The organism is Parabacteroides sp. AF27-14 (assembly GCF_003635425.1).
GTDB lineage: Bacteria > Bacteroidota > Bacteroidia > Bacteroidales > Tannerellaceae > Parabacteroides > Parabacteroides distasonis.
This window is the reverse complement of the sequence record NZ_QTLZ01000008.1, coordinates 45,932-66,091: the sequence shown is the minus strand read 5'-3', so window position 1 is coordinate 66,091 and position 20,160 is coordinate 45,932. Positions and strand designations below refer to the sequence as shown.

At 50.9% G+C, this 20,160-nt stretch carries 24 protein-coding genes; 15 read left to right on the top strand and 9 right to left on the bottom strand.

Going from position 1 to position 20,160, the window contains the following annotated elements:
- Positions 1 to 39 precede the first annotated feature (39 nt).
- The 3 genes from mobC to mobA are packed head-to-tail and all read right to left on the bottom strand — an operon-like array spanning position 40 to position 3,742.
- On the bottom strand, positions 40 to 2,049 hold the full coding sequence (gene mobC, locus DWY79_RS10270) for a conjugal transfer protein MobC (RefSeq protein WP_032535948.1): 2,010 nt from the start codon (positions 2,047 to 2,049) through the stop codon (positions 40 to 42).
- A 17-nt stretch (positions 2,050 to 2,066) separates the two neighbouring features.
- Positions 2,067 to 3,335, bottom strand: a complete 1,269-nt coding sequence (gene mobB / locus DWY79_RS10265; protein WP_080714515.1) for a conjugal transfer protein MobB — start codon at positions 3,333 to 3,335, stop codon at positions 2,067 to 2,069.
- Complete coding sequence (gene mobA / locus DWY79_RS10260; protein ID WP_032535946.1) at positions 3,320 to 3,742, bottom strand: conjugal transfer protein MobA; 423 nt, start codon at positions 3,740 to 3,742, stop codon at positions 3,320 to 3,322. Before mobA ends, mobB begins: the two co-directional genes overlap by 16 nt.
- Before the next feature lie 565 nt (positions 3,743 to 4,307).
- Here mobA and DWY79_RS10250 point away from each other — a divergent pair.
- The 15 genes from DWY79_RS10250 to DWY79_RS10180 all read left to right on the top strand — a co-directional run bounded on the left by DWY79_RS10250 (position 4,308) and on the right by DWY79_RS10180 (position 15,750).
- Entirely contained in the window at positions 4,308 to 5,090 is a 783-nt protein-coding gene (locus DWY79_RS10250; protein WP_005924189.1) for a ParA family protein, read from the top strand.
- A 1-nt stretch (position 5,091) separates the two neighbouring features.
- Complete coding sequence (locus tag DWY79_RS10245; RefSeq protein WP_007478184.1) at positions 5,092 to 5,520, top strand: DUF3408 domain-containing protein; 429 nt, start codon at positions 5,092 to 5,094, stop codon at positions 5,518 to 5,520.
- A gap of 2 nt (positions 5,521 to 5,522) precedes the next feature.
- Positions 5,523 to 6,152 carry a hypothetical protein gene (locus DWY79_RS10240; protein WP_007478186.1) on the top strand — a complete coding sequence of 210 codons (630 nt, stop codon included), beginning with the start codon at positions 5,523 to 5,525 and terminating at the stop codon, positions 6,150 to 6,152.
- Between the two features lie 170 nt (positions 6,153 to 6,322).
- Positions 6,323 to 6,619, top strand: a complete 297-nt coding sequence (locus DWY79_RS10235) for a DUF4134 domain-containing protein (RefSeq protein ID WP_004308755.1) — start codon at positions 6,323 to 6,325, stop codon at positions 6,617 to 6,619.
- A gap of 10 nt (positions 6,620 to 6,629) precedes the next feature.
- Positions 6,630 to 6,992, top strand: a complete 363-nt coding sequence (locus DWY79_RS10230; RefSeq protein WP_007566699.1) for a DUF4133 domain-containing protein — start codon at positions 6,630 to 6,632, stop codon at positions 6,990 to 6,992.
- Positions 6,989 to 9,502 carry a TraG family conjugative transposon ATPase gene (locus DWY79_RS10225; RefSeq protein WP_007478204.1) on the top strand — a complete coding sequence of 838 codons (2,514 nt, stop codon included), beginning with the start codon at positions 6,989 to 6,991 and terminating at the stop codon, positions 9,500 to 9,502. Before DWY79_RS10230 ends, DWY79_RS10225 begins: the two co-directional genes overlap by 4 nt.
- Positions 9,503 to 9,513: 11 nt before the next feature.
- The gene (locus DWY79_RS10220) at positions 9,514 to 10,140 is read left to right on the top strand and encodes a DUF4141 domain-containing protein (RefSeq protein WP_007566703.1); all 627 of its coding nucleotides are present in this window, start codon (positions 9,514 to 9,516) and stop codon (positions 10,138 to 10,140) included.
- Between the two features lie 19 nt (positions 10,141 to 10,159).
- Complete coding sequence (gene traJ, locus DWY79_RS10215; protein ID WP_028728967.1) at positions 10,160 to 11,155, top strand: conjugative transposon protein TraJ; 996 nt, start codon at positions 10,160 to 10,162, stop codon at positions 11,153 to 11,155.
- Positions 11,156 to 11,175: 20 nt separating this feature from the next.
- Complete coding sequence (gene traK / locus DWY79_RS10210; protein WP_004325451.1) at positions 11,176 to 11,799, top strand: conjugative transposon protein TraK; 624 nt, start codon at positions 11,176 to 11,178, stop codon at positions 11,797 to 11,799.
- A gap of 4 nt (positions 11,800 to 11,803) precedes the next feature.
- Positions 11,804 to 12,100 (top strand): TraL conjugative transposon family protein, encoded by a 297-nt coding sequence (locus tag DWY79_RS10205; protein WP_007754134.1) that lies wholly within the window; start codon positions 11,804 to 11,806, stop codon positions 12,098 to 12,100.
- The gene (gene traM / locus DWY79_RS10200; protein WP_007754131.1) at positions 12,078 to 13,391 is read left to right on the top strand and encodes a conjugative transposon protein TraM; all 1,314 of its coding nucleotides are present in this window, start codon (positions 12,078 to 12,080) and stop codon (positions 13,389 to 13,391) included. Before DWY79_RS10205 ends, traM begins: the two co-directional genes overlap by 23 nt.
- A gap of 33 nt (positions 13,392 to 13,424) precedes the next feature.
- A complete protein-coding gene (traN, locus tag DWY79_RS10195; RefSeq protein WP_007754128.1) occupies positions 13,425 to 14,360 on the top strand; it encodes a conjugative transposon protein TraN in 936 nt (311 codons plus the stop codon).
- 3 nt (positions 14,361 to 14,363) lie between these two features.
- Positions 14,364 to 14,945, top strand: coding sequence for a conjugal transfer protein TraO (locus DWY79_RS10190; RefSeq protein WP_007754126.1), 582 nt, complete (start codon positions 14,364 to 14,366; stop codon positions 14,943 to 14,945).
- Positions 14,946 to 14,958: 13 nt separating this feature from the next.
- Positions 14,959 to 15,417, top strand: coding sequence for a DUF3872 domain-containing protein (locus DWY79_RS10185; RefSeq protein WP_007754124.1), 459 nt, complete (start codon positions 14,959 to 14,961; stop codon positions 15,415 to 15,417).
- 12 nt (positions 15,418 to 15,429) lie between these two features.
- Entirely contained in the window at positions 15,430 to 15,750 is a 321-nt protein-coding gene (locus tag DWY79_RS10180) for a hypothetical protein (protein ID WP_007754121.1), read from the top strand.
- A 203-nt stretch (positions 15,751 to 15,953) separates the two neighbouring features.
- Here the strand turns inward: DWY79_RS10180 and DWY79_RS10175 are convergent, their stop codons facing one another.
- From DWY79_RS10175 to DWY79_RS10140, 6 genes are all read right to left on the bottom strand, one after another.
- The gene (locus DWY79_RS10175) at positions 15,954 to 16,436 is read right to left on the bottom strand and encodes a hypothetical protein (RefSeq protein ID WP_028728958.1); all 483 of its coding nucleotides are present in this window, start codon (positions 16,434 to 16,436) and stop codon (positions 15,954 to 15,956) included.
- An 11-nt stretch (positions 16,437 to 16,447) separates the two neighbouring features.
- Positions 16,448 to 16,669, bottom strand: a complete 222-nt coding sequence (locus DWY79_RS10170) for a DUF3873 domain-containing protein (RefSeq protein ID WP_007754116.1) — start codon at positions 16,667 to 16,669, stop codon at positions 16,448 to 16,450.
- A 22-nt stretch (positions 16,670 to 16,691) separates the two neighbouring features.
- Positions 16,692 to 16,904 carry a hypothetical protein gene (locus tag DWY79_RS10165; RefSeq protein WP_007754115.1) on the bottom strand — a complete coding sequence of 71 codons (213 nt, stop codon included), beginning with the start codon at positions 16,902 to 16,904 and terminating at the stop codon, positions 16,692 to 16,694.
- A 52-nt stretch (positions 16,905 to 16,956) separates the two neighbouring features.
- On the bottom strand, positions 16,957 to 17,490 hold the full coding sequence (locus DWY79_RS10160; RefSeq protein WP_007754113.1) for an antirestriction protein ArdA: 534 nt from the start codon (positions 17,488 to 17,490) through the stop codon (positions 16,957 to 16,959).
- Positions 17,491 to 18,124: 634 nt separating this feature from the next.
- On the bottom strand, positions 18,125 to 18,655 hold the full coding sequence (locus tag DWY79_RS10145) for an ORF6N domain-containing protein (protein ID WP_007754106.1): 531 nt from the start codon (positions 18,653 to 18,655) through the stop codon (positions 18,125 to 18,127).
- An 84-nt stretch (positions 18,656 to 18,739) separates the two neighbouring features.
- Positions 18,740 to 19,969, bottom strand: coding sequence for a site-specific integrase (locus DWY79_RS10140; protein ID WP_007478215.1), 1,230 nt, complete (start codon positions 19,967 to 19,969; stop codon positions 18,740 to 18,742).
- Positions 19,970 to 20,160 lie beyond the last annotated feature (191 nt).

The following is a 20,160-nucleotide window of genomic DNA, read 5'->3' as shown; positions in this document are numbered from 1 at the left end:
ACATCGGCTGTTCTTCACTCCATACATTATTATATATAGCTATTCTTCCTCCTTAATCAAGTGGCATAACTCCGGGTCGTTCTTAATCCGGGTTATCTCGTCCTCGACTATCTGCCTGACTTCCTGACGGATGCGGTCATAGTTGGCTTGTATCTCCTCCTGCATCCGGTCGTTGCCGTCCTTGTCGGTGAAGTCGATAATCTGCGGCAACTTCACGTAACGGGCGGTTTCCCGCTTCACCTTTTCATTGTCCACCACGATTTCACAGTGGAAAATCTTCTGCTCTATCCGTTCATCGAAATTGTCCGCTATTGCCCCCACGAACATACCTTGCGTGAGGTTGGATATTTTGCTGGCGGGTATCAGGCTGTCCATTTGGGTGCTTATCGAGGTGGATTTTTCCCGTTGGTTGATTGTCATGCTCTGCCGTTTCTGCAACACCTTTCCGAAACGCTCGGAAAGGATTTTCGCCGTTTCACCGACTACCTGACCGCTGAACACGTTGCCCACAGTATTTTGGATTACCCGGCTTTCCTTGTCCCCGTAGTCACGGGTAAGCTGGCTGTAATCCTGAAAGCCCAGCAGAACCGCTACCTTGTTGCTTCGTGCCGTAGCAATCAAATTGTCAAGTCCACGAAAATAAATCGTTGGCAACTCGTCTATAATCACCGAACTTTTAAGCTGACCTTTCTTGTTTATCAGCTTCACGATACGGGAATTATACAGTCCCAATGCTGCCGAGTAGATATTTTGGCGGTCAGGATTGTTGCCGACAACCAAGATTTTAGGCTCTTTCGGGTTGTTGATGTCCAGTGAAAAATCATCACCTGTCATAACCCAGTAAAGGGCGGGTGAAATCATCCTTGAAAGCGGGATTTTCGCACTGGCAATCTGCCCCTGCAACTGTTCTTGGGCGTCCGATTCCCAAGCATCTACGAACGGGGAAAGGTAATTTTCCAGTTCGGGGTAGCTGCGCAAAATGGTGAATACATCGGCGTATTTCTTGTTCAACAGTTCTATGGCATGGGGGAACGTGCAATACTTACCGCCTTGATAGATACGGAGATACCAAATTATAGCCGCCAAAAGGATAATCGGACTTTCCACGAAGAAATCGCCCTGCTTGCTTATCCAACTTCGATTGAGGTTAAGCATTATCGTGTAGCTTGCTTCGTAGGCATCCGCAATGTCCGACATGAAGCTGGCATTTATCGGGTTGCATCGGTGGCTCTTGCGTGGGTCGTCAAAATTGATAACGTAAAATTTCGGCTTAACCTTGTAGCCGTCCAAGTGGTTAAGTAAATGATTGTAAGCGATTTCCGAAAGGTCAGGAAACTTATAATCATACAGGTAGAGCGCAAAACCTTTCTCGATTTGCTGTTTTATGTAATTATTTACTACTGCGTATGACTTCCCGCTGCCCGGCGTTCCTAACACGATGCTCGCACGAAAAACGTTTACAACGTTAATATAGCCATTGTTCCACTTCTTCTTATAGTAGAACCGGGTAGGCAGATTTACCGAATACTCGTTCTCGATAAGCCTTGTTTCCTGCTGGAAACTTTCGTTCTCGGTATTAAAGACATCATCCATGAGGTTGTTTTTCAACAACCGGGACATCCACGTACCCGCCATGAGCATACAGATATAGCCCACCGAAAGCGTGGCGATATAAAACACGGCATCCGCCGTATGTGGCAGCGGAAGTTCCAGCAGCCACCAGTTCAGGAAAAACAACACGACACCCGCCGCAAGGCTGCAATGTATCTTCGTCCACGTTATCTTTTCCTCTTTCACGCCCTTAGTGCCGATGCACGACAGGGCGAGGAACACCACCGCAAAAAGTTTTGTCCAAAGAACGGACGAGAACAGCCCGGTGGTGCGCTGGAAGTTCCACAGTATCTTGTCTATCACTTCAAAGGTCACTCCCCATTCTTTCAGGGTGGAGTAACAGAACCAGTACACGTTTATTCCCACGAATAGAATACTGACAGCCCGCATAAAGTCCATGACCCTTGCAAGCCCTCTCAAATCATCCTCTTGCTGCATAATTGTATGTTTTTAAGTTAGTCGATGTGCCTTGTGCGCTTCTTTTTCTTCTTTCTCTTTTGGCGGGCGGTGTCCTGCGGCTCGTCACCGCCTGATGCACCGCCGCCCAGCAAACCGCCGAAAGCACCCAGCACGGAAGCCACGCCCGAAACGATGTCGGCTTTCGGCGTGAAGCCCTGCTGTTCCTGATGCGTGGGCTGGTCTTGCTGCGGTGCTGCCACTTCGGGCTGGTGTATCTTTCCGGTTTCGCCCGAAAAACGTTCGTTGAACACGTTCGCCGAATACTCCTTGCCCAAGCGTGAACCGTTCAGCACCACCCGGCTGTCATGGTCGATGAACGTAACGCCATAGATGCGCCCGCTGTCGTTCTGACGGAATACCACGTCAATGCCCCGCTTCCTTAGCTGCTGTTCCAGTTCCTTGCGGCTGTGGGCGGTCTGCATGGCATTGGCTACAATCTTCCGGGTGCGTTCTTTCAATTTCCCGTTCTTGATTGCTTCGCCCGATTTCTCCATTCTGCGCTGCACCGCTTCATAACCTACCGACTTGCCGATGCGGGAAGCCTTTACCGGGTTGCCTGTCTTTTCGCCCTTGTCGTTCATGGCGGAATAGACAATGCCCTGATAGGGCTTGCCGTTTATCTCGCCTTTGACTTCCTCGGCGCACACGTTGTAAGCGGCAAGCAAAGCCTTATATTCCCCGAACGACTGGAAGCGGTAGCCGTAACAAGCCGCTTTCACGGTGTTGCCGATTTGGTGCTTCACGTCCCCGGCGGCATAGTCCACCTTTTTAAGTTCCGGACGTTCGGCACGTTCCTTTCGCTCTGCCGGGTGCAGCCCGTATTTCTTTTCCAGTTCACGGGTGATTTGCTTGCTGCGCCGATGCTCGAACCTGTCATTCAGCGGTCTGCCGTTCTCGTCCACCCGCAACCCCACGATGTGGATATGGTGGCGGTCGATGTCGGTATGCTTGTACACCAAATAAGGCTGGTCGCCATAGCCCAACTTCCGCATATACTCCCGTGCGATGTCGGAAAGCTGCTGGTCGGTCAGCACGTCTTCCGGGTGCGGGTTTATGGAAATATGAAGTATCGGCTTCTTGGTGGAAAGCTGGACGGGCATCTGCATTTCAAAGCTGCGCATACACTCGCCGATAGAGAAATTCCCGTCCTCGCTCAACAGCATTTTGTTGGAAAAAAGCACCTTTGCTTCCTCGCTGTCCACCTTGTTTTGGTTGTACGCCAGTGCGCCGAACATATTGCCGCCAGTGCTTATTTTGGCAACCATAGTTCCTTGCACTCGTTTGTCAGGTCGATAACCTGACGGTTTAACATAGATAATTCAGTGGTCGCCTTTTCCAGTTTATAGAGAAAAGCCAGTGCCTTTTTCTCCGAAAAATTGCTATGCAACGCCTTTACAACTTGGTTATAATTGACCGCCACGGCTCTGAACTGGGCGTAAAATTCGGTCAGCCGGGCGCAATACTCGACCGCCGACTTATCCACTTTCACCACCCGGAACGGCTCGCCGAATAGTCGGGCAGCGATGAACCGGGACTTGCTCGTGACGCCCGACTGCTCCCACTGCGAGAGGAAACGGGCGTTCTCCCGGTCGTTCAGGTAAAGGACATGGCGATGCTTCGCCGGGTCTGCGAGGGCGGGGCGACCGCCCTTGTTGGTTCTTCTTGTTTCCATGCTTCTTTGGATTAAAAAATTACGACTTCGGAGTGATTTTTACCCCCGCAAGGGGCAAGGCGTTTTCAGGCACGGAAAACGGTTTTGTATGCTACAAAACACACCTTGCTATTTTCTGACGAAAATCGAAATCCGTCACGGACGGATTGGGGTTAGCGTGGAACGGTAAGCCCAGCCATTCACCAGCCCTGTTTTACACCTGCGCCCCCTGCGGTTCGTTACTCCGCTGCAAAGTAACGGTGATTTATAATGCTGTAAAATAGGTGGTTGGTGGACAAAACGGGACAGCGCAGGACAAATCGGGACAAGGTTTTCAGGGGACGTTTTTTCTCCCTTTTTTTGCATCGGATTTCAATATTGAAAGCAAGATTGAAAGAAATATTCCAATCAGGAAAGAATGATTGAAAGCAGGATTTCAATAAAACATGATTGCAGGATTTCAATATTTCAAGAAAGAATGAAAGCAGGAAAACAAGATTGAAATAAAACAGTCTTTCAATATTTCAAGATTGCAACATGGAAAGAATGAATGATTGAAAGCAATAAACAAATCTATCAACCAATAATGAACGGAAGCAATATGGAAAACGAGAAAACACCCCTTTATGTCGCCTTTTCCACCCAAAAGGGCGGGGTCGGCAAAACCACCTTTACCGTGCTGGCGGCGAGTTACCTCTACTACCTCAAAGGCTACGATGTGGCGGTGGTCGATTGCGACTACCCGCAACACTCCATTGCCGGGATGCGAAAGCGGGATGCCGAGCAGGTCGGGGCGGATGAAGATTACAAGCGAATGGCGTATGAGCAGTTCACCCGGCTGGGGAAGAAAGCCTACCCGGTATTGTGCAGTTCACCTGAAAAGGCGATTGCAACGGCTGACGAACATATAGCCGCCGGACACGTGCCGGATATAGTGTTTTTCGACCTGCCCGGCACGGTGAACAGCGAGGGCGTGATAAACTCCCTTGCGGGCATGGACTACATTTTCACCCCCATTTCAGCCGACAAGGTGGTGCTGGAAAGCAGCCTGTCGTTCGCAATGGCTATCCAAAAGCTATTGGTGAGGAATGAAGCCTGCCGACTTGCCGGGCTGTACCTCTTTTGGAACATGGTGGACGGTAGGGAGAAAACAGACCTTTACACCGCCTACGACAAGACCATTAAGGAACTGGAACTGCCGCTGATGAAAACCTTTATCCCCGATACCAAACGCTACAAAAAGGAACTGGTGGCGGATAAAAAGGCGGTGTTCCGCTCCACGCTCTTTCCCGCCAGCCGCCCGTTGGTAAGGGGAAGCAACTTGGAAGAACTGATAACCGAAATAGTGTACTACATCAAATTAAAATGATATGGCAAAGCAAAGCGGCGGGATGCCGAAGATAGACGAGGATTTTATGCGGGAACTTATCTCGCAGGGTGTACCCGCCAAGCGGGAGAGCCAGCCGGATGATGAACCGCAGCCCGGCAGCGAAACGGAAACCGCCCACGAGGGACGGCAGGCTGAAACAGTGCAAGTAGAGAAACCGACACCCCGCAAGCGCAAGGGCGGTTCGGGCGACTACCGGGAAACCTACTTTCAGAAAGTGGAACTGGCAGACCGACAGCCCTTGTACGTGAGCCGAACCACGCATGAGAAGCTGATGCGTATCGTGACGGTGATAGGCGGGCGAAAGGTGACGGTAAGCAGCTACGTGGAAAACATTCTGCTGCGCCACTTCGAGCAGTACCAAGACGAGATAAACACCCTGTACGAAAGCCACTTCCAAAAGCCTGTCTGACTATGGTAATCTATTGCATACTTACCGGGCTTTTGGTGTACTACATCGCCCTGTGGCTGTGGTATCGCTACACGGACAGCCGGACATCACCGGGCAAAACGGATGATGCGCCGCTTCCACGAAACGGGGTTTCAGGCTACACGCTGATAGGTGAAAGCCGATACAAGAGCGGACAATTTCAGACAGCGCAGGACAAATCGGGACACCTCCCGCAAGCGGCTGAAAATGATACTATTTTTGCGCCGCAGGCTGACGGACTGCCGGAAGAAACGCCCGGTTACGAGAATGACGAACCCGACTACGAGGACGAGGAAATAGCCGGGTACATGGACGGTGACGATGATACCGGGCGGGCTACGGGCGTGAGCTTTGACGAACTGGGCGAAGCGGTACGCACGGCGAACGCCGACAACCCCACCGAAACGGAACAGCGGCAAGCCGCCGGGACACTGGCAAGGATTGAGGGGACGAACCTCTACGATGCGGTGGTGGAGAACATCAACGGCGGGCTGGCAAAGGTGGCGGAACTGCTGGGACGCAACGAAGCGGAACTGGCTGCGGCTGCTGTCCCTGCCGAAGCTGGCAATAAAAGCAAGGAACACGAAGCGTTCGACATGAACGATTTCCTATAATATAATAATGTATAAGCCTGACAGCATGAAACAGCGTGATTACGGTTGATTGGCAACCTGAAAACCAAACAGACAAACGGGACTATCCCCGACCACTAAAATTTCAAATTATTCACCAGCCGGGAAAGGCGGACTATCCACCCGCCGCCCGGCATTAAAAACAAATCACAATGAGAAAGAAAATCTTCTTGTCGGCGGCTATACTTGCCGCCGTGGTAAGTGCCTACGCACAAGGAAACGGGCAGGCGGGCATCACCGAAGCCACGAACCTAATCACCGGGTATTTCGACCCCGGAACAAAACTGGTGTACGCAATCGGGGCGGTCTGCGGCTTGATTGGCGGGGTAAAAGTATATAACAAGTTTTCAAGCGGCGACCCCGACACCTCAAAGACCGCCGCCAGTTGGTTCGGGGCGTGCATCTTCCTGATTGTAGCCGCCACTATCCTGCGCTCGTTCTTCCTCTAAACCTGCGGCTATGTCTGACGAGTTGTTGAGGGCTAAGCCCGAAAAATATCAGGTAAACAGGGGTATCGGGAAGCCCGTGGAGTTCAAGGGGCTGAAAAGCCAGTACCTCTTTATCTTTTGCGGCGGCTTGCTCGCCGTCTTCGTGGTGTTCATCGTCCTGTTCATGGCGGGCGTGAACCAGTGGCTATGTATCGGTTTCATCGTGTCGGCTTCGCTGCTGCTCGTGTGGCAGACGTTCCGGCTCAACGCCAAGTACGGCACGCACGGGCTGATGAAAGCCGCCGCACGCAAACGGCATCCACGCTTCATTATCAGCCGAAAGGCGATACCCCGATTATTCACCTACAAAAAAAGAAAGGAAGAAAGACCATGAGAAATATGTTAAAGGCTACCACGCTGGAAAGGAAATTCCCCCTTTTGGCGGTGGAGAACGGCTGCATCATTTCAAAGGATGCGGACATAACGGTGGCTTTCAGGGTGGAACTGCCCGAACTGTTCACCGTCACCAGTGCCGAGTACGAAGCCATACATTCGGCATGGTACAAGGCAATCAAGGTGCTGCCCGACTACTCCATAGTACACAAGCAGGACTTCTTCATCAAGGAGAACTACCAGCCCGACACGGAAAGGGACGAGCTTAGTTTTTTAAGCCGCTCCTTTGAACGGCACTTCAATGAACGCCCGTTCCTGAACCATTACTGCTACCTGTTCCTGACAAAGACGACAAGGGAGAGAAGCCGCCGACAGAGCGACTTCTCCACCCTATGCCGGGGCAGGATTGTACCGCAGGAGATAGCCGACAAGGAAGCGGCGGCAAAGTTCATCGAAGCGGTCGGGCAGTTTGAAAGGATTATGAACGACAGCGGGTTTGTCACCCTTACCCGGCTGGCGGCATCGGAAATCACCGGGCAGGACGGAAAGGCGGGCATCATCGAGAAATACTTCTCGCTATCGCAGACAGATACCACCTGCCTGAAAGACATCGGGCTGTACCCGGAAGAAATGCGTGTCGGGGACGACATACTGTGCCTGCACACGCTTTCGGACGTGGAAGATTTGCCCGGAAAGGTCGGGACGGACACACGGTTTGAGAAGCTGTCCACTGACCGGAGCGACTGCCGACTGTCATTCGCCGCCCCGGTGGGCGTGCTGTTGTCGTGCAACCACGTCTATAACCAGTTCATCTTCATAGACGACCACGCCGAAAACCTGAAGAACTTCGAGCAGACCGCCCGGAACATGCAATCGCTCTCCCGTTATTCCCGTGCCAACCAAGTGAACAAGGAATGGATAGACGAGTACCTGAACGAAGCGCACAGCAAGGGGCTTGTATCGGTGCGCTGCCACTGCAACGTCATGGCATGGAGTGACGACCGGGAAGAACTCAAACGCATACGCAACGATGTGGGAAGCCAGCTTGCGCTAATGGAGTGCAAGCCACGCCACAACACGGTCGATACGCCCACGCTCTTTTGGGCGGGCATACCCGGAAACGAAGCGGACTTCCCCGCAGAGGAAAGTTTCTACACGTTCTTGGGGCAGGCTCTCTGCCTGTTCGTGGAAGAAACGAACTACAAGAGTTCGCTTTCGCCGTTCGGCATCAAAATGGTGGACAGGGTGAGCGGTCGCCCGCTGCATATCGACATATCGGATTTGCCCATGAAGAAAGGCATCACGACCAACCGCAACAAGTTCATACTTGGGCCGAGCGGGTCGGGTAAGTCTTTCTTTACCAACCACATGGTGCGTCAGTATTACGAGCAGGGGGCGCACGTGCTGCTGGTAGATACGGGTAACAGTTACTTGGGGCTGTCCCAGCTTATCCACAACCGCACGCACGGCGAGGACGGGATTTATTTCACCTACACCAACGAGAACCCGATAGCGTTCAACCCGTTCTATGTCGAGGACGGGGTATTCGACATAGAGAAGAAAGAGAGCATCAAGACCCTTATACTCACCCTGTGGAAGCGGGATGATGAAGCCCCGAAGCGGTCGGAAGAAGTGGCGTTGTCAAACGCCGTGAGTGCCTATATCGAACTGACAGGCAAAGACCATTCGGTAACGCCCTGCTTCAACACGTTCTACGAGTTTGTCCGGGATGATTACCGCCGACAGCTTGAACAGAAGAACGTCAGGGAAAAGGATTTTGACATAAACAATTTCCTGAACGTGCTTGAACCGTACTATCGTGGCGGTGAGTACGACTACCTGCTGAACTCCGACAAGGAACTGGATTTGTTGCACAAACGCTTCATTGTCTTTGAGTTGGACAACATCAAAGACCACAAGATTTTATTCCCGGTAACGACTATCATCATCATGGAAGCCTTTATAAACAAGATGCGCAAGTTAAAGGGAATAAGGAAGTTAATACTAATCGAGGAAGCGTGGAAAGCGATTGCATCGGCGAACATGGCGGACTATATCCGCTACCTCTACAAAACCGTCCGAAAATATTTCGGGGAAGCGATTGTAGTCACGCAAGAGATTGAGGATATTATTTCTTCCCCTATCGTGAAAGAGAGTATCATCAATAACTCGGACTGCAAAATCCTGTTAGACCAAAGAAAATATCTCAACAAGTTTGACAGCATACAGAACCTCTTGGGACTGACCGACAAGGAGCGTTCGCAGATATTGTCTATCAACATGGCGAACCACCCCGGACGGAAGTACAAGGAAGTTTTCTTCTCGCTGGGCGGCACGCAGTCGGCGGTGTACGCCACAGAAGTTTCATTGGAAGAATATTACACCTTCACGACAGAGGAAAGCGAGAAAATGGAACTGTTCGCACTTGCCGACAAGCTGGGCGGCAACCTTGAACTGGCTATCAAGAGGCTTGCAGAAAGCAAACGTAATCCCCAATCATCAACAACTTAAAAATCAGGAACATGAAAAGAACAATTCTCCTTATGGCGGTATGCCTTTGCTTCATCGGCAACGCATCCGCACAGTGGGTGGTGTCAGACCCCGGCAATTTGGCACAGGGCATCATCAACACCACCAAGCAGATAGTGCAGACTTCCACCACAGCCAAAAACACGCTGGACGGCTTCATGGAAGCGCAGAAGATTTTCCAGCAGGGAAAAGTCTATTACGATGCGCTCAAAGCGGTACACGATGTTGTCAAGGGCGGCATCAAGGTGAAGAAGTCCATTGAACTGGTGGCGGAAATATCCGAAATCTACGTGCGAAACTACCAGAACATGCTGGCTGACCCGAACTACACGCCGGATGAACTCACCGCCATTTCAGCCGGGTATGCCAAGCTGCTCTCCGAAAGTGCGGACGTGTTGCAGGACTTGAAGAATGTAGTGAACGTGACGGGTATGTCGCTGACGGATGCCGAAAGGCTGGCGGTAATCAACAACGCCTACAAAAGCCTGCTCAACTACCGCAACCTCGTGAACTACTACACCCGAAAGAACATATCCGTGTCCTACCTGCGGGCAAAGAAGAAGAACGACACAGACCGGGTGCTGGCTCTTTACGGCTCGGCGGATGAACGCTACTGGTAACATATAAATCGGTATGCCTATGTTATTAGCAGCGGTGGATTTTGACAACCTGCACCAAGTGTTGCGGGTGCTGTACGATGAAATGATGCCCTTGTGCAGCAACATGACGGGGGTAGCCAAAGGAATAGCCGGGCTGGGTGCGCTGTTCTATGTAGCCGCCAAAGTGTGGCAGTCGCTCGCACGTGCCGAACCCATAGACGTGTACCCGCTCCTGCGTCCCTTTGCGCTGGGGCTGTGCATCATGTTCTTTCCCACGTTCGTGCTGGGGACTATCAACACGGTATTGTCGCCAGTGGTGAAAGGGTGCAACCAACTTATGGAAACGCAGACTTTCGACATGAACGAATACCGGGCACAGAAAGACCGACTGGAATATGAAGCCCTGATGCGTAGCCCCGAAACGGCTTACCTCGCTTCGGACGAGGAATTTGACAGGCAACTGGAAGAACTGGGCTGGTCGCCCTCCGATATGGTAACTATGACGGGTATGTATATGGACAGGGCGGCGTACAATATAAAGAAGTCCGTCCGGGACTGGTTCAGGGAACTGCTGGAAATGCTCTTTCAGGCGGCGGGGCTGATTATAGACACGCTGCGCACGTTCTTCCTAATCGTGTTAAGCATACTGGGTCCGCTGGCGTTTGCGATTTCCGTCTATGACGGTTTCCAAAGCACGCTGACCCAGTGGATTTCACGCTATATATCCATTTACCTGTGGCTACCCGTGTCGGACTTGTTCAGCAGCGTGCTGGCACGCATACAAACCCTGATGCTACAAAAAGACATCGAGCAGCTTTCAGACCCGAATTTCATTCCTGACGGGAGCAGCACCGTGTATGTAATCTTTATGATTATCGGCATCGTGGGCTACTTCACCATTCCAACGGTGGCAAGCTGGATAGTGTCGGCTGGCGGTACGTCTGCCTATAACCGCAACGTGGCACGGGCTGGGTCAATCGCCGGGGCGGCGGTCGGTGCGGCAAGCGGGAAAGTAACCGGGAAACTACTCAAATAACCAACATCAATATTTAGTATATGGAATTTAAGTCATTAACGAACATCGAAACGAGTTTCCGGCAAATCAGGCTCTTTGCGCTGGTATTCATCTGCCTGTGCGCACTGGTGACGGGCTTTGCCGTGTGGAACTCGTACAGCTTCGCCGAAAAGCAGCGGCAGAAGATATACGTCCTCGACAACGGCAAAAGCCTGATGCTGGCACTCTCGCAGGACATGGCGCAGAACAGACCCGTGGAAGCCAAGTCGCACGTGCGGCGTTTCCACGAACTTTTCTTCACGCTCTCACCCGACAAGGGGGCTATCGAAAGCAACATCAAACGCTCGCTGTTCCTCGCCGACAAGACCGCTTTCAACTATTACAAGGACTTGGCGGAAAAGGGCTACTACAACCGGGTGATTTCCGGAAACGTCACGCAGACGGTGGAGATTGACAGCGTGAAGTGCGACTTCGACCAGTACCCCTACAAGGTGAACACGTATGCCCGCCAGTTGATTGTCCGGGAAAGCAGCCTGACGGTGCGAAGCCTTGTGACCTCGTGCCGCCTGCTCAACGCCACACGGAGCGACAACAACCCGCACGGCTTCATCATCGAAGCGTTCACCATTACCGAGAACAAGGATTTGCAGACCATTAAGAGATAGCCTTATGGAAAGAAAACGAAACTACATCGGAAAGGTGCGGGACTGGGCGGACGACCGCCTGCGCCGAATGTGCGGACGGATTACGCCGGGCAAAAGGCTGGCGGTTATCCTCGTGATGTTCTTCTTCCTTGGCGGCTTGTCTATCTACATTACCGTTTCATCAATCTACAACATCGGGAAGCGGGACGGCAGGCGGCTGCAAATAGAACACATCAGGCAACTGCCGTTGCACGGCAACGACACAACCAAAAGTATCAACCCCTTAAACAGACCGCAATATGGAAGAAGTACAGAAGAATGAGAACGGCACGACCGTACCGCAGGCGGACGGGAAGCCGAAAAAGGAAGATAAACCCAAACGGGAACTTACCCCGCAGCAGGTGCAGCAGCGCAGGAAAATGATAGTCTTCCCGCTGATGTTCCTTGCCTTTGCCGGGTGCATGTACCTGATATTCGCACCCTCCGGCAAAGAGGACGTGAACGTGGAAAGCGTGGGCGGCTTCAACGCCGACATACCCCTGCCCGCAGAGGACGGGATTATAGCCGACAAGCAAAAGGCTTACGAACAGGCGATGATAAGCCGCAGGCAGCAGGAGAAGATACAGTCCTTGCAGGACTTCGGTTTCACCGGGAACGATGAAGCGGAAGAACCGCAAGCGGAAATCGACCTGATGCCGGAAGAGGATGCGAAGCCCCAAAGGGGCGGCGGTGCTTCTTCGGCATACGCTTACCGGGACATCAACCGCCAGTTAAGCACGTTCTATGAAACTCCGGCGGTGGACGAGGAAAAAGAGGACTTGAAGCGGCAGGTAGCGGAACTGACCGATAGGCTGCAACAACAGAACGCCACACCCACCGCTGACGACCAAATGGCACTCTTGGAAAAGTCCTACGAGCTGGCGGCAAAGTACATGAACGGCGGGCAGGGACAAGTCGCACAAGTCCCGGTAACGGGCGACATTGACCGCAAGCCGGATGCGGTGGCGGTGCAGGCTGTCAGGGAAACGACCGTTTCGGGATTGCGGCAGCCCATGAGCGATGCCGACTTCATCCGGGCTTACAGCCAGCCACGAAACTACGGCTTCAACACGGCAGTAGGCACGGGGTACGCTATGGGAAAGAACACGGTAGCCGCCTGCATCCACCAAGACCAAACCCTGACGGACGGGCAGGCGGTGAAACTACGGCTGCTCGAACCCATGCAGGCGGGGAACATAGTCGTGCCGAAGAATACCCTCGTGGCGGGGACGGCAAAGGTGCAGGGCGAGCGGCTTGACATACTGGTGTCCTCGATTGAGTACGCTGGCAACATCATCCCGGTGGAACTCGCCGTGTTCGACACGGACGGGCAAAAGGGGCTGTCCGTCCCGTCCTCTATGGAGCAGGAAGCGTTCAACGAAGCTATGGCGAATATCGGAAGCGGGCTGGGTACAAGCATTTCCTTTGCCCAAAGTGCCGGGCAGCAGGTGGCTATGGACGTGACAAGGGGATTGCTGCAAGGAACGTCCGGCTACCTCGCCAAGAAGTTCCGAACCGTGAAAGTGAAGCTGAAAGCCGGGTACAGGGTGATGCTTTACGCCAAACAACAATAACCATTTTATCAACCGTTAAAATTTCAATTAGCAATGAAACAGATTTTTGTAATGTTCGCCCTCTTGCTGGGCGTGTGTGCGGCAAACGCACAAACCACTGACACCGTGAAGTATGCGGCTGGCAACGACTTGTACCGGGGGATTACCCGGAAACTCCCGTACCGCCAAATGGTTACGCCCTACGGCGTGGAAGTGACCTTTGCCAAGACGGTGCATATCATCTTCCCCGCCGCCGTCCGCTATGTCGATTTGGGAAGCAACCATATCATAGCGGGCAAGGCGGACGGTGCGGAGAACGTAATCAGGGTGAAAGCCACGACAGAGGGCTTTCCGGGAGAAACGAACTTCTCCGTTATCTGCGAGGACGGCAGTTTCTTTTCGTTCAACGCCAAGTACGCCCGTGAACCGGAAATGCTCAACATCGAAATGAAAGACTTCTTGGAGAATGAAGATACGTCCGACTTCTCACATACCCGGATGAACATCTATTTCCGGGAACTGGGGAATGAAAGCCCGCTATTGGTGAAACTGATAATGCAGAGCATCTACAAGAACAATGACCGGAAAGTGCGCCACTTGGGTAGCAAGCGTTTCGGCATACAGTTCTTAATCAAGGGGATTTACACCTATAACGGGATGCTCTATGTACACACGCAGACAAAGAACAGTTCCAACGTGCCTTTCGATACCGACTTCATCAAGTTTAAGATAACCGATAAGAAAGTACCCAAGCGCACGGCTATTCAGGAAACGGTGCTGGATGCGGTACGTAGCTACAACGAGGTGATAGAGATTGCAGGAAAAAGTACCGTGCGCACGGTGTACGCCCTGCCGAAGTTCACCATTCCTGACGACAAGCTGCTGGTCGTGGAACTCTACGAGAAGAACGGCGGGCGGCATCAGACCATACGGGTGGAGAACGCCGACATCGTGAACGCAGAAGTGATTGACGAACTAAAAATCAAATAGGGAATGAAAAGACACATCTTTATAATGATGCTCTTTGCGCTGTGCCTGACCTCGTTTCAGGCACATGCGCAAAGATACCTGCCGGGCATGAAAGGCTTGCAAGTCACGGCGGGCATGGCGGACGGGGTGCATTGGAACTCCGACACGGATTTTGCCTACCACATCGGGGCGGCGTACAGCGTTTACACCAAGAACGCCAACCGCTGGGTGATTGGCGGCGAATACCTGCACAAGAAGTATGACTACAAGGATATGCAGATACCCGTAGAACAGTTCACCGCAGAGGGCGGCTATTACCTGAAATTCCTATCGGACAGGCGAAAGACTTTTTTCCTTTCATTGGGATTGTCGGCTCTCGCCGGGTACGAAACAAGCAACCGAAGCGAAAAGCTGCTGCCGGACGGCTCTACCTTGCTGGATAAGGATTGCTTCATCTACGGCGGTGCGCTGACGCTGGAACTGGAAGCCTACCTGACCGACCGGATAGCCTTGCTTGTCAGTGCAAGGGAACGGGCGTTGTTCGGCTCGGACATAGGCAAGTTCCACACGCAGGTATCTTTGGGACTGAAATTCATTATCAACTGACCGCTATATAATAATGTATATGAAGAATGTAATGTATAAAATCATCATGGGCTGCTACATCGTGGCCGCCCTCGTGCTTGTCACCGCCTGTAATGACAACTTGGATATTCAGCAGGCGTACCCGTTCAGCATCGAAACACTGCCAGTACCCAAAAGGCTGAAAGTCGGGGAAACCGCCGAAATACGCTGCCGACTGGTGCGTGGCGGCTATTACCAGCCGACTACCTATCAGATAAGGTATTTCCAGCCGGACGGCAAAGGGAAGCTGGAAATGGATAACGGCACGGTGTTCCTGCCCAATGACCTCTACCCGCTGGAGAAAGAAACGTTCTGGCTCTACTACACCTCGGCATCGACCGACCAGCAGACGATTGACATTTATATCATCGACAGCTTCGGGCAGATGCAGCAACTTACACTATCATTTAATAATGACAACAGCGAAGAAGAAACGGAAACAATAACCCCCTAATAATAAAACGACATGGTAAAAATAGAATTGGATATAGAAGGCATCTCGTGGTACATAGAAACCACGTTGGAAACAGATACAGTTCCGGCAGTAGGTGACATCATCATTATGGACAAGGACTGTATTTCCGAACGTGACAGTGCTGAATTATGGAAAACGCCGTCCAATCAGGTTTTCAAATGGGCGGACGAAGAAGATGATGCGCCTGTAATGGAATGGTTCGATTGCGACACGGAAATGCTTGTCAATAAACGGACATGGAAATATGACATCGAGGAAGAAGAAACCGTGTGCATACTTGGTGTAAAATTTATTCACTATGAGGATTTATAGTTGCGACATTCGTTTTTATCATCCTCTTGGGAAACCGGGTATGGAATGATACGCAAAGCGTAAATATCGGGCAGACATCCCGCCGGGAAGCATCGGCGGGATGTTTCCATGATAGGGAAAACGAAAGGCTTCTTTGTTACTTTCTTCACCCGCTGGCAGGCTCACGGAAGAAAGTAACGGCGGCAAGCAGCCGCCGTTTTCTATCAACTGGTTTTAAGGCTCTTTATGGACGTGTATTTCTCTAACCACACCTTTACCTGCTCCATGTTATATTCGCCCGTGATGATTGCCGTATGGTCGTCTATAGCTACAAACCGGACACTTTCATAGCTGTTTACCCAGCCTTGCAGGGAACAGACACCCCACGTTGCAACATCTTCAAAAACACTGCGGTCTATCCGGCTGATTGGTTCGCCGAAAACTACCGTCATTATCTGAAAGTCCGGTTTATCCTCCAACAGTTGCAAATGGTGCAGCGTGCCGAACTCGTCTATTTTGCGCCCCCACGCCCACACATCATTATACAAATCATCGCCCCACTGGTGCGGGTGGTCGAAACGGACTTTTACCTCTATGGTGTGTTCGTTTTCTTCTGTGTCCTCGATAACGCCCGTTACCATTAAGCCCGTAAAAATGCACTCGCAACGCCTGCCGATAAGCTCCTTGTTTACTTCTGTTGTTTTCATGTCCCTAAAATTTACTTGTTTATTACTCCGTTCTTCTTCGCTATCCATTCGTCACGCCTGCGGCGGCACTCGTCCAGCGTTTTGGCTACCGTGCTGAAAAGTTCGCCGTCCGTGTGGCGGTAGTCATATTGATAATAAATTTGTCCCCTGAAAGCCCCTAAACAGCATTTCACGAACTTTTCTTCTCCCGGTGTTTGGGTAATGCTTACCCCGTTTTTGTTAAGTGACTGCATGATGTTCTATTTTTTTTAATGGTTATAATATCAGTAAAGAAAGCAACAGCAGGAAAAGCAGAGCCACGCCCAGCGCATAAAGGGCTGAAAGGCAGACCCGGAGCAGGAAACGGGCGGCACAAAACACGATATACGCCGTTATCGCCGTGCCTGCTCCGGCTACGCTGGTAAACCGCCATGCAAGGCAGAGCAGCAACACCCGCCAAAGGATTTTATAAATGCTTTTCCGTTTCATCGCTTGGTCGTTTTTAACGGGCAGGGCTTTGACACCCCGCCCGGATTGGTTGTTATGCCGCACGGAACACAAAACCGTCATCAAACCAGTAATCGCACATAAAAAGGTCACGGGCGAACTTTTCATAATCGAAATAGGTCTTTGCGAACTCCGGCAGGTCGTAGCATTCCTCGATAATTTCATAGGCGAAATCTTCTTCATCGTCATATTGACCCAGATACTCGTCCCGGAAATCACGTACAAGGTCGTCCGCATCTTCCTCGCCCAAATCATGGCTTTTATAGTTGCACCACACGAAAAAGGCTTCCTGCTCGGTGTCGCTCAAATCCTCCACCGCATCACGCAGGGCGAAGAAGTTTTCAGAAATCCAGCTTTCGCCGATTAAGCCCTCCGGCACGTTCTCCCAGTCCTGAAACATGTATTCCGCATCTTCCTCGTCCTTGTGAAGTTCCCGGCAGGCTTCATAAAATTCTTCCTTGTCCGAATAGTCCGAAAGGTCGAGCCATGCGCCGGACAATGAACCGTTGTTGTACTTGGCATAAGTGCCTACATAAACTTTTGCTTCCGATAATACCTTTGCTTCCATATTGCTGTAATTTTTTAAGTTTTTAATTTTATGCGGATTTGAGAGGTGAGGGAGTTGAAGTTTCACTGAATTTTTTTCCTGTTTCCCGTAAATCCGACTTTTTTTTTATGCGTCTTCCGGTCGGGTCGGTCGTTTTCGTTTCACATAGGCGTAAAAGGGTAGTGTTTAGAGTTTGCAAGGTTTTGGGCAAAAAATACCTCGCAAGGCAGGGAAGATTTTTTCGCCAAACCGGAACGGCTCGACCTTGCAAAATCGTGAAGAACACGTAACTACCTTTGCCTATTGAAATGATTAAAACGACTGTCCCGGCTGGGGGACTGCGTAAGAGGAAGATTTACAAATAGGGAAACTGGGGAAAAGTGCCTGTTCTCTTTCATCTTTTAGGGAACACTCCATGCGGGCGGGAAAGGCAAGGGTGTTGTGAGCTTGCTTGCAATACGCTTGTGCGGGTTTCCAACGGCTCTTTTCACGAAATACAGTCAGCCATGCCACGCACGGCTGGCGTTTCGGGAAATGTGCCAGTTGGAAAAGGATATAAAAAATGCGGGTAGTCGGTAGACTGCCCGCAAGGTGGAAGAATGTACAATGCTGGGATATAGGTTATTAAGTGGAATTTCGTTACCGAAATCGTTACCTATTCGTTCTTGCCACGGTTATAGGTAACGAAACCTACCGGACGGCGTTCTTTCTGTTGTTTCGACTGGCTCAAAAGCTGGGTAAGGACTTGGTACAGTTCGTTGAACTGCGCATCGGTGCTTACCTCCAGTTCCTCGATGCGCCTTGACAGTTCCTCGTAACCGATTGCCATTTGGCGCATGAGGACAAAAGCCCGCATGATTGAAATGTTTACTTCTATGGCTACTTTGGAGCGGAGAACCGAAGAAAGCATGGCTACGCCCTGCTCGGTGAAAGCCATAGGCATAGCAACGCCGAAGTTGTAAGCAGGGGGTATCACATTTTGTGATACCCCTATGGATAACAGCAAGTTAGCTTCCTCTTGGGTGAGTACAAACATAAAATCACCCGGAAAACGCTCGATATTGCGCTTGACCGCCTGCTTCAAGGCTCGTGTTTCCACTTGGTAGAGTTCTGCCAAATGATAATCGAGCATCACCCGGCAACTTCTGACCTCAAAAATCTTGTTTTGGATAATCTGCAAATCCATAATCGTATATTTTAGGAGATTTAGCAATGTTGGAATAATAGTAAGGACTGGTCACAAATTGTGACCAGTTCCATATAATCAAGATTACATGGCAACTTCCTTGTAAATCTTCTCAATGCCGACAAACTTCTTGTCAAGCCCCTGCATATCGCTGCCTATCTTGCTGTTGGTGATGCGGGCGTAGATTTGCGTAGTTTCTATGTTTGTGTGTCCCAGCATCTTGGACACCGTTTCAATGGGTACGCCCTTTGACAGCGTGGTGGTCGTGGCGAACGTGTGCCGGGCAAGGTGGAATGTCAGGTTCTTTTTAATACCGCATATATCGGCAATCTCTTTCAAGTAGGCGTTTAGCTTCTGATTGCTGATTACGGGAAGTATCTTGCCGTCCGGCAACTTGCCCTTGTACTTCTTCAAAATCATCTTGGGAATATCCAGCAGGGGGACATTCACGTCCGTGTTGGTCTTTACCCGCTTGGTGATTATCCAAAGGTTGCCGTCAAAAGACTTTTGGATATTCTCCTGCCGCAAATTGGCGACATCGCTGTATGCCAGACCGCAGAAACAGGAAAAGACGAACAAGTCCCTGACGTGTTCCAGCCGTTCGGAAACCATTTTCTTTTTAAGGATAATTTTAATCTCGTCCTCTGTCAGATAACCCCTGTCCACTTTTTCCAGCCGGATTTTGTAGCTGGCGAAAGGGTCGCCCACCAGTATGCCGTTGTTACGGGCGATGATGATGATACGCTTGAAGAACTGCATGAACTTGGCGGTGGTGTTGTAGCCGCACTTGCAGGCGGTACGCAAATACAACTCAAAATCGGTAATGAACATCGGGCTTATCTCCTTTATGGATATGTCCGATACGTTGTACTTGCTTTGGATAAATTCAGCGAGGTGGCGGCGGGTCACTTCATACTTGCGGTAGGTCGCTATCGTCTTGGATATGCCTACAAGCTGCTTCACATCGTCATTGTGCTTTTGGAACAATGAAAGGATTGTTTCGTGGCTCTCGCTGTGTCCCAAGAACTCGTTTTTCACTTTCTCGGCGGTCACGTAATTGTCACGCCGCTGCATTTCGTGGTAAATGGTATTCAGGGAAGAACGTATGTCGTCCAAAAGGGCGTTTATCCTCCCGGCATCCCTGCCTTTGGCTTTGCCCGCAGTAATGCTCCAGTTGTCGGGCTGGATGCTCTGTTTCGTACTGAACTGGCAAAGTTTGCCGTCTATGGTGATGCGTGCCATAATCATAACCTCGCCGTTTTTCTTTTCAGAACCTTTCTTCAAATAAAAAAGAACCTTGAATGTCGATTTCATAACTCACTTTTTTTAGTTGCAAAATTAATTTTTACCTCTCGTTTTCGAGTTATGCAGACTATGGACTAATCAAGTCATTATCAGGTCATTTATGGACAAATCGTTACCGTTTTTGTCCGGCGGGGAATAGGTAACGATTTAGTAACGAAACTTTGTCTTTTACCGTACTTTTGAAGTCTTGGAAGCAGGAC